Genomic DNA, 1447 nt, shown 5'->3' on the forward strand with positions numbered 1-1447 from the left:
GCCGCCTACCGCGCCCGCATGGCGGCGAACGAAGATGTATTCGTCATGCTCGAGACAGTCTTTCTCGACAGCGCCGGCTGGTGCCTGGCCAATCCCTCGCTTGCCAGGCTGGCTCTTGCCCCCGCCGAGCGTCCGTCCCTGCAGCCGCCGCCCGACCGGCCCTCATTCCAGCGCCTGGTCCGGGACCTTCTGGTGCTCGGCCAACGGCAAGGTGTCATTCGCAGGGATGACGATGCCAATTTCATGGCGCTGGTCCTGCTTGGAATATACGGCCAGGCGATGCTTTCGGCGCTTTCGGCCGGGTCATTCAGCGAGGACGAGATCAGGCACCTCATCCGCATCGTCGTTGAAGGGATCGGCAAACGCTAACTACGCGAACCACTTGTCCGCCGATCTCCAAAGCGCCGCAGGAGTGCTCCCGGCCTTCGCTTCATTGGCTGCTCTTCGGAGCCTTGGCGTCCTTTGAACGCTCCGCGATAGCGGGGCCGGCCCCGGACGTCTTTTCGGTTGCAGCGCTCGGCGTGGCTTGCTTTGGCGGGTTTTGTCCCTCCGACTGGCGGGTGCGGTCTTCCACTTCGCCCATCCGGCGGGTGAGCCCTATTCCGCCGGCAGGCTTCTCGTTGGCGGCCGCATCCTGGGAGAATTCATCGGAAGCGTCGGCATCGGTCTTTGCCGGATATTTCGTCGCACCGGTTTCATAGCGGGTTTCGTTCTCAGTCATGGCATCTCTCCAGTTGCATGACGGATAAACATCTCGGCGCTATCCGGGTTCCAATTCCTGGACTTGGATTCCGGACGGATCTGGATTCCGCCCGGTCGGCCACCCAAGCGACGAGATGAGCAGCACCCTACTGCAGCAGACCCTTGACGATGCCGCTCGCCTTGCCGAAATCCATCTGGCCGGCATATTTCTGCTTCAGTGCGGCGATCACCTTGCCCATGTCCTTCTGGCTGGCCGCACCGGTCGCGGCGATCGCCTCGCGCGCCGCAGCAGTTACCGCCGCATCATCCAGCTGCGTCGGCAGGAAGGTGCGGATGATCTCCATCTCGCCGCGCTCCTGCGCGGCCAGTTCCGGCCGCTTGCCGTCATCGAAGGCTTTGGCCGATTCCTCGCGCTGCTTCACCATCTTGGCCAGGATCTGCAGGATCTCCTCGTCGCTGGCCGGCTCCTTGCCTGACCCGCGATTGGCAATGTCGCGGTCGTGAATGGCGGCCTGGATCAGCCGCAATGTCGGCAGCCGGTGCTTGTCCTGCGCCTTCATCGCGCTCTTCAGGGATTCGGCGATTTTGCCGCGCATGGTGCATTCTCCTTCGATCGGCGCGGACAATAGCGCCGCGGGCGAGCCAAGGCAAACTCTGATGTGCCGGGGCAAGCCACTGATTTTGCTAGGCGAAATAAAATATGGCGGCATTTCGCATGATCATTGACCGCCCTGCCCCCTTCCCC

At 62.9% G+C, this 1447-nt stretch carries 2 protein-coding genes and 1 pseudogene; 1 reads left to right on the forward strand and 2 read right to left on the reverse strand.

The annotated features are described in order from the left end of the window. Positions 1–369 (forward strand): annotated as a pseudogene (locus EN949_RS35220) (TetR/AcrR family transcriptional regulator); the annotation flags it as partial. Between the two features lie 61 nt (positions 370–430). Here EN949_RS35220 and EN949_RS35225 read toward each other — a convergent pair. Continuing rightward, on the reverse strand, positions 431–721 hold the full coding sequence (locus tag EN949_RS35225) for a hypothetical protein (RefSeq protein WP_063168785.1): 291 nt from the start codon (positions 719–721) through the stop codon (positions 431–433). A gap of 127 nt (positions 722–848) precedes the next feature. After that, positions 849–1298, reverse strand: a complete 450-nt coding sequence (locus tag EN949_RS35230; RefSeq protein WP_013530126.1) for a GatB/YqeY domain-containing protein — start codon at positions 1296–1298, stop codon at positions 849–851. Positions 1299–1447: the final 149 nt, after the last annotated feature.

Source organism: Mesorhizobium sp. M7A.F.Ca.US.007.01.2.1 (assembly GCF_003998165.1).
Lineage (GTDB): Bacteria > Pseudomonadota > Alphaproteobacteria > Rhizobiales > Rhizobiaceae > Mesorhizobium > Mesorhizobium ciceri.